This window comes from Mesorhizobium sp. BR1-1-15, from assembly GCF_020165475.1.
Classification (GTDB): Bacteria; Pseudomonadota; Alphaproteobacteria; order Rhizobiales; family Rhizobiaceae; genus Mesorhizobium.
Genome location: NZ_JAIUIF010000012.1, coordinates 166373 through 173736, shown reverse-complemented (window position 1 = coordinate 173736; position 7364 = coordinate 166373). Strand labels below are relative to the sequence as shown.

General features: G+C 62.8%; 7 protein-coding genes. 2 read left to right on the top strand and 5 right to left on the bottom strand.

Translation table 11 applies throughout. The features are described from left to right. Positions 1-41 precede the first annotated feature (41 nt). The 3 genes from LB541_RS20690 to LB541_RS20680 all read right to left on the bottom strand — a co-directional run bounded on the left by LB541_RS20690 (position 42) and on the right by LB541_RS20680 (position 3904). The gene (locus LB541_RS20690) at positions 42-1169 is read right to left on the bottom strand and encodes a sugar ABC transporter substrate-binding protein (RefSeq protein ID WP_140515835.1); all 1128 of its coding nucleotides are present in this window, start codon (positions 1167-1169) and stop codon (positions 42-44) included. A gap of 309 nt (positions 1170-1478) precedes the next feature. Then, positions 1479-2507, bottom strand: coding sequence for a LacI family DNA-binding transcriptional regulator (locus LB541_RS20685; protein ID WP_140499846.1), 1029 nt, complete (start codon positions 2505-2507; stop codon positions 1479-1481). 164 nt (positions 2508-2671) lie between these two features. Continuing rightward, positions 2672-3904 carry an MFS transporter gene (locus LB541_RS20680; RefSeq protein ID WP_263488164.1) on the bottom strand — a complete coding sequence of 411 codons (1233 nt, stop codon included), beginning with the start codon at positions 3902-3904 and terminating at the stop codon, positions 2672-2674. 209 nt (positions 3905-4113) lie between these two features. On the opposite strand from LB541_RS20680, the gene LB541_RS20675 reads away from it, so the two are divergent. Next, the gene (locus LB541_RS20675; protein WP_140499848.1) at positions 4114-4401 is read left to right on the top strand and encodes a DUF3175 domain-containing protein; all 288 of its coding nucleotides are present in this window, start codon (positions 4114-4116) and stop codon (positions 4399-4401) included. A gap of 33 nt (positions 4402-4434) precedes the next feature. Here the strand turns inward: LB541_RS20675 and LB541_RS20670 are convergent, their stop codons facing one another. Beyond that, positions 4435-5211: a FadR/GntR family transcriptional regulator gene (locus LB541_RS20670; RefSeq protein ID WP_140500153.1), complete on the bottom strand. Its 777-nt coding sequence runs from the start codon at positions 5209-5211 to the stop codon at positions 4435-4437. A gap of 104 nt (positions 5212-5315) precedes the next feature. Next, entirely contained in the window at positions 5316-6212 is an 897-nt protein-coding gene (locus LB541_RS20665; RefSeq protein ID WP_140500155.1) for an NAD-dependent epimerase/dehydratase family protein, read from the bottom strand. 118 nt (positions 6213-6330) lie between these two features. Here LB541_RS20665 and LB541_RS20660 point away from each other — a divergent pair, with 118 nt between their 5' ends. Next, the gene (locus tag LB541_RS20660; RefSeq protein ID WP_140666837.1) at positions 6331-7269 is read left to right on the top strand and encodes an NAD(P)-dependent oxidoreductase; all 939 of its coding nucleotides are present in this window, start codon (positions 6331-6333) and stop codon (positions 7267-7269) included. Positions 7270-7364: the final 95 nt, after the last annotated feature.

The window sequence follows — 7364 nt, the reverse complement described above, 5'->3', positions numbered from 1 at the left end:
CCGCGGCTTAGCCGCGGCCCCGAAACGATATCCACTGGAAACTACTGATTTTCCTTGGTCTGACCCATGATTTCCTGGGCGCTGAAGTTGATGCCGCAGGTTGGGAAGGAGTTGCCGACGAAGAAATTGTCCGACTCTTTCGGGAAGTAATCCGTGCCTTCCTTCATGTTCGGATCTTCGGCGATCGCCAGCGGCAGCTTCACCTCTTGCGGCACCACTTCGCCTTCGAGCGCTGCAATCGCGGTCTTGATGGCGACGGCGACCTGGGCCGGGCCCGAGCCCGCGGAAGAGCACTTCAACCCGTCGGCCGAATGCGCCGCGCAGAACTTGCGGAAGCCGTTTTCGGTTTCACCGCCAAAGGGCACGAACGGATGCTTGGCATCGATCATCGCCTGCACGATGCCGGTGTCGCCGCCCTGGCCGGTGATGCCGTCGAATGGCCCGTTGGTGGCGATCGCGTCGGCGGTGACCTTCTGTGCCACGCCGTCGTCCCACTTGCCGGCGACTTCGGTGACGTCCCATTTCTTGCCGGAAGCGTCGAGCACCTCGTGGATGCCGTTGTGGCGATCGGTATCGACGGAGGTGCCGGCAACGCCGCGCACTTCGAGAATCTTGCCGCCATTCGGCACCTTCGCGACCAGCCATTTGGCCCACAATTCGCCGAGGCCCTTCTGGTCCACATTGACGTTGATGGCATCCTTGGTGTCGAGGATGTTGTCGAAGGCGACCAGCACGATGCCAGCCTGCTTGGCGCGCTTGATGACCGGGCCGAAAGCAGTCGGGTTCTGCGCGTCGGTGACGATCGCGTCATAGCCGGAATCGATGAAGTTGTTGATCGCCGAGATCTGCGCCGGCACGTCCTCGCCGGTCGAGACGACCTTGAATTCCTTGATCTTGGCTTTGACGTCCGGCTGGGCGGCATAGGCCTTTGCGGTCTGCACCATCTGGATGCGCCAGGTGTTGGCGATATAGCCATTGGCGAAGGCGATGCGGTATGGGCCTTCCTTTTTGGGATATTTGAAGAATTTCGTGTCCGCGCTCCAAGGCGCGAAGCAGTCGGCTTGGGCGGCCGGGCCCGGCACGATCTCGGGGCCGGCGGCCATGGCGGCCGAGTTGAGCATGACGAATGCGCTGGCGGCAACGATGCCACCTACCAGTGACTTGATCATCGATAATCCTCCCATTTTGTAATTCTGACGTCGTTTCGCGATGTGAATTTCGCACGGTCGGCTCCGGCTCCTCTTGCCTTGCCGTACCTGCCTTTCCGATGGCCAATGGTCTATGCGATGCCTCCTCCCCCGTCGTTCCCAGGTTGCTGGGAAAATAGCATATTATACATAATAAACAAGAATTAGTTGTCGCTTATGTATAATAGACGGGCGCCGTACCGTTGCATTTCTCTTTCCTGTCCGACGACGACGGTAGCGCTACCATGAACGGTGTGTAAAGCGCCCTTTCTCTTGATCGCGAAAGCGTGTTTAGCGCGCCGTGCTCTCGCGGCGCATGAGTTCGAAACCGAGATCCACGACGCGCTGCTGCGGAGGCTCGCCTCCTATCGCCGCCAGCGCCATGGCCACTGCCCGCCGTCCGATCTCGTAGCGGGGCGTGCGGATGCTGGTGACGGAGGGAAACGCCACCTGCATCATGTCGAGATCGTTGAAGCCGACGATGCCGATCCTCTTGGGCACACCGATCGAAGCGCGATGACACTCGAACAGCGCGCCTAGCGCGATGTCGTCATTGTTGCAGAATACGCCGTCGAGCGTCGGCATCTTGGCCAGCGCGTCGCGGAAAAGTTCGCGTCCCAGCGTCACACTGGACGGCACCGGCGTGGTGGTGATCAGTCGTGGATCGAACAGGCCGGCTTTCTCCACTGCCATGCGGTATCCGGCCAAGCGCCGCTGCGAGCGCGGATCCATGCGCGCGCCGATGAATCCGATGCGGCGGTAACCCGCTTCGAGCAGATGCTCAGTCGCCGCCCTGCCCCCGTCCAGATGCGAGAAGCCGACCATCATATCGACCGGGTCCGGGCCGGTTTCCATGACCTGGACCACCGGGCAGCCTGCATTCTCCAGCAGTTTTCGCGAGGCCGGCGTCTGGTCGATGCCGGCCACGATCAGCGCCGCCGGCCTTTGCGGCCCGAACACCTGCAGCAGCCGTTCTTCTTCGAGGCCGGAATAGTGGGTGTTGCCGAGCTGGATGCGGAAGGCGCTATCCGACAGGCTGTCATAGATGCCACGCACCACCTCGGCAAAGACGTTGTTGGTAAGCGACGGCACCAGCACGCCGAACACCTCGGCGCGGGCCGAGGCCAGCGCCCGCGCGTTGGGATCCGGCACGTAACCGAGCTCGTCGACGGCGGCCTGGATCTGGCGGCGCAGGTCCTGCGAGACCCGCTCCGGCTCGCGCAAAGCACGAGACACGGTGATGGCGCCTACGCCCGCCTTGCGCGCGACGTCTGATATGGTCGGGCGGCCGCCGCCTCGGCGCGAGCGCGGCTTGATCAAGGACAGGCTCCATGCGGTGCGTGGCCGCCAAGGCGCTGCCGCAATACGATCGACGTTGCTGTCGCCATTTCACCAGCCTGTGCCGCACCACTCGCCTCTGGCGTCGCGCAGCCCCGGCCCGTTGTCAAGCCGAGGCGCTTGCGGGCGAGTGCTTCCGCTCTGCCTCAGGCCATCGCCGTTGCGCCGCGTCTTGCCTTCCAAAGCACCAGCACCATCACCAAGATGTTCAGCAGGTTCCAGGCGATGCCGTTCAGGAACGCGGCGGCGTAGGAGCCGGTCAGGTCGTAGATCCAGCCCGACATCCAGCCGCCGATCGCCATGCCGAAAATGGTCGCCATGATGACAATGCCGACGCGTTGGCCGGCCTCCCTGGCGGGCATGTATTCCCGCACGATGATAGCATAGCAGGGCACGATGCCACCCTGCGACAGGCCGAAGACCAGCGAAACGACGTAGAGCGAGGCAAGCCCGTCGAAGGGAATGTAAAAGAACAGTGACAGGCATTGCAGCACCGAGCCGATAAGCAGGGTCTTCACCCCGCCGATGCGGTCGGCAACGAAGCCCGAAGCCACGCGGCTGACCACGCCGGCCGCCATCATGATCGACAGCATGTCGGCGCCATGCGCGACGCCGTAGCCGAGATCCATGCAGTAGGCCACGATATGCACCTGCGGCATCGACATCGCCACGCAGCAGCCAAGACCAGCAATGACAAGCAGCACCTGGAGTGCCGTCGGCGACAACGAGATCGGCTGCACCAGCCGGCTGCCCGCGGAACCGGCGGCCGCGATCGGGGCGCCGCGCCGCAGCATCAGCACCAGCGGCACCATGGTCGCCAGGCAGAAGATGCCGATGGCCACATAGGTGAAGCGCCAGCCTTCCGCCTTCATCAGGGGTGGCATGACGGTAGGCCAGATCGTTCCGGCGAGATAGCTGCCGGCCGCGGCCGCCGCCACGGCGACGCCGCGCCGGCGGTTGAACCAATGCGAGATGTCAGCGATCAGCGGCCCGAAGATCGCCGATGTACCGACCCCGATCAGCAAGCCCTGGGCGAGCGTGAACTGCAGGATCGAGGTCGACAGCGCCGCCAGCAGGAAGCCGGCAACCAGCGCCATCGAGGAAACAAGCGCCGGGATCCAGTAGCCGACACGGTCGATGGCGCGCCCGACCAGAACGTTTCCGGCGGCAAAGCCGACCATGGTCGCGGTGTAGGGCAGAGCGGCGTCGGCCCTGTCGACGCCGAACTCGGCCTGCACGGCCGGCAGCACCACGACCACGGCCCACATGCCGACGCCGCCGACTGTTGACAAAAGCATCGACACCGCCAGCCGTATCCATGCATGCGAGCTGTCGACGACCGCATTGCCGGCTGCTGGTGAGGAGAAGATCGAGGCCAAGCTGTTTCCATTCCGTCATCGACATTGACCATGGTCGCGGTCATGCGGCCTAGCGGCCGACGGTCCTTCCACCACTATCGGCGCATTCGCGGCGCCGAGCAGCGCCACGTGGGTAATTCCATGGTTCCAGGGTTCGCCGGTTCCGGGCTCACCGGAACGTGCGACGATGAAGGACGTTTTGCAATCGGCTCAACGCGAAGGAGATTGCCATGACCGCGAAACGGAAATGGTCGGCTGAGGTGACCGAGCACAGCAATGCCATGGATCTCGAAGACCATGTCTTCGAATCCCACGACCCGAAGAAGATCGCGGCTTCGCTCAAGCGGTCGGCCGAACACAGCGACCGGCGCAAGGCCGAACCGTTCCAGTCCGCCATGTCGATGCTGAACTTCTACATCAACCGTGCCGGCAAGAACCTGCCGGCGAAGCAGAAGAAGGTGCTCGAGGACGCCAAGGACGAACTGCGCGCGGCGTTCGGACGTGAGAAGGAAGAGTAGGCAGCAAGCCGCGTGACGGGTTCCTGGAACGGCTTATCGTGACCTGATCACGCCGTCTGTGTTGGCGAGCAGCTTGCGCACCGCGGCACGCGCCGCGTCGGGCCGCTGCAGGCGGATGTTCTTCTCGATCGCCTCATGCATCTTCTGTGCGTGCTGCAAATCGTCGAGTTCCCGCGTCGTATAGGTGAAGAGATGGTCGAAGGCGGATTCGATCAGCACCCCGAGCGGCACCAGCAGGTCGTTGCCAGACGCCCGCAGGATCGCGAGATGAAAGCGCGTGTCGGCGCGGGTGCGCTCCTGCAGGCTTGGTGCCTCGCCCATCTCGCGGCAGGCCTGGCTGATTTCGGCCATCTGCTCGTCGGTCCGCCGCATGGCGGCAAAAGCGGATGCCTCCGGCTCGATGATGTGGCGGAATTCCTGCACCGTCTTCAGAAATACCTCGCGGTCCGGCGAGGTCGCGTACCAGGCAAGCACGTCGCGGTCGAGCAGATTCCAACGTTCTTTCGGCTCGACCCAGCTGCCGATCTTCGGGCGCGAGGCGAGCAGGCTTTTGGCCATCAGCATCTTGATCGCCTCGCGTACCGCCGAGCGGCTGACGCTGAAGGTCTCCGACCATTTGGCTTCGTTGGGCAGGATGGTGCCGGGCGGATAGTCGCCGCGCACGATCCTGAGCCCGATTTCGCTGGCCAGCGAGGTGTGCACGCTGGAACCCGGAATGCGCGCCGCATCGGTGCGGCGAACGCCGGCCTGACGCTCGGCCGATGCCGCTTTTGCCGGCGATTTTTCCTTGTTCGGCTTCGCGTCCCGCATAGGCTCCAGAAAGTCCGGATTGAGCAAGCTGTCAAGCACGGCAAGCGGGTTCACCCGCAACGCCGGCTTCTGTGCACAGCTCAACCCCCCGGCGGGGCCTGTTTTCAAGAGATCCTCACGTATTTGCGCCAGCTGTGTTCCGGCCGAAAGCCCAACATGTCGCGCGCCTTGCGATTGGACAGCAGCGTCTCGAATTCGCCGAGCTCACCCTTGACCGGCACACCGGGATAGAAGCGCTTCAGCAGTTCCGCGGTCGGCAGGTCCGACGACGTGTCGTCATTGGCAGCGTTGAACACCTGGTAGCCGAGCCCATCCTTCTCGATGGCGCGCAGCGTGATCTGGCCGAGGTCGCGCGCATCGACATAGCTCCAGGCGATGCGCTTGCGGAAACCGGGATCGGCGAACCATTTCGGAAACAGGGAGTATTCGTGCGGTTCAATGACGTTGCCGATGCGCAATGCATAGATGTCGGCACCGTCGCGCTGCGCAAAGGCCCGTGCCGTCTTCTCGTTGACCACCTTGGAAAGGGCATAGCTGTCCATCGGATCGACGTCGTATTCTTCGTCGAGCGGGAAATATTTGGGCGTGCGCGGCTCGTTGGCGAAGACCAGCCCGTAGGTGGTCTCGCTGGAGGCGATTATCACCTTGCGGATGCCGAGCTTCACCGCCGCCTCGATGACATTGTAGGTACCGAGCGCGTTGATGCGGAACACTTCGTTGTCGGGCGTGATCATGATGCGCGGGATCGCGGCGAAATGCACCACGGCGTCGACGGGCTGGGGGCGCAGCGACGGGTCGAATTCATGCAAGCCCGCATAGCTCGACAGCGCGTTGAACACCTGCCCGCTGTCGGTGATGTCGGTGATCAGCGTGCGCACCTTGGGATTGTCGAGCGGCTTGGTGTCGATGTTGAGCACCTGGCAGCCCTGCTCCACCAGATATTGCACGACGTGGCGCCCAGCCTTGCCGCTGCCGCCGGTGAACATGATCCGCTTCATTATTCTGGTCTCCACGAAAGCTCAGGAATTATGTGTATTGTCAGACAATATTGCTTTCTGCAACCGCTTGCGGCTAAAAGAGCGGCGACATTATCGATAATCGCAACACAGGACAGACAGCATGAACACGACCGCCGCGAGCGAGAAGATCGGCTTCATCGGCCTTGGCCTGATGGGTCATGGCATCGCCAAGAACATCGTCGATAAAGGCTATCACCTGACCTTCCTCGGCCGCAAGAATCGCAAGCCGGCGGAGGATATGGCTAATCGCGGCGCCCACGAAGCCTCGACCTCCCGCGACGTGGCGGCGGCATCGACGATCGTCTTCATCTGCGTCACCGGTTCGCGTGAGGTCGAAGCCATCATTCGAGGCCCCGGCGGTCTCAAGGAAGGATTGAGAAAAGGCTCGGTAGTCGTCGACTGCTCGACCTCCGACCCGGTCTCGACCGTTGCGCTGGCCGCCGAACTCAAGGCGCTCGGCGTCAACTATGTCGATGCACCGCTCAGCCGCACGCCGAAGGAGGCTTGGGAAGGCACGCTCGACGCCATGGTCGGCGCACCCGACGCCGTCTTTGCCAGGGTCAAACCGGTGATCGAAACCTGGGCCGGCCGTATCGTCCATATCGGCGACACCGGCGACGGCCACCGCATGAAATTGCTCAACAATTTCGTCTCGCTGGGCTATGCGGCGATCTATTCCGAGGCATTGGCCTTGGCCGAGAAGGTCGGCATCTCGCCGCAGCGCTTCGACAGCGTCATCCGCAACGGCCGCATGGATTGCGGCTTCTACCAGACCTTCATGCGCTGGACGTTGGAGGGCGACCGCGACGCCCACAAATTCACTATTGCCAACGCCTTCAAGGACTTGACCTACCTCGAATCGATGGCGGGTTCTGCCGGCATTGCCAACCCCCTCGGCAACGCCACCAAGAACGCTTTCGCCGGAGCACACGCCACCGGACCGGCCGAGCAGTACGTGCCGATGCTGGCCACCCATATCGGCAAGGTCAACGGTGTCGATCTGATGCCGATGAAAGATGGAAAGAAACAGACGATTTAAGGGTGAGAAGCGGTCCGCGCACCGGATGAAAAGCCAATAGCTTGGCTTTTCGAGCTTCGAACGCCGGGAGCCTGCGAAAGGCCGCAGAAGGCTAC

Excerpts from the sequence above, each read along its gene's own strand:
- LB541_RS20690 (WP_140515835.1), bottom strand. The coding sequence starts at position 1,169 with ATGATCAAGTCACTGGTAGGTGGCATCGTTGCCGCCAGCGCATTCGTC.
- LB541_RS20675 (WP_140499848.1), top strand. The coding sequence starts at position 4,114 with ATGACCGCGAAACGGAAATGGTCGGCTGAGGTGACCGAGCACAGCAAT.
- LB541_RS20670 (WP_140500153.1), bottom strand. The coding sequence starts at position 5,211 with ATGCGGGACGCGAAGCCGAACAAGGAAAAATCGCCGGCAAAAGCGGCA.
- LB541_RS20660 (WP_140666837.1), top strand. The coding sequence starts at position 6,331 with ATGAACACGACCGCCGCGAGCGAGAAGATCGGCTTCATCGGCCTTGGC.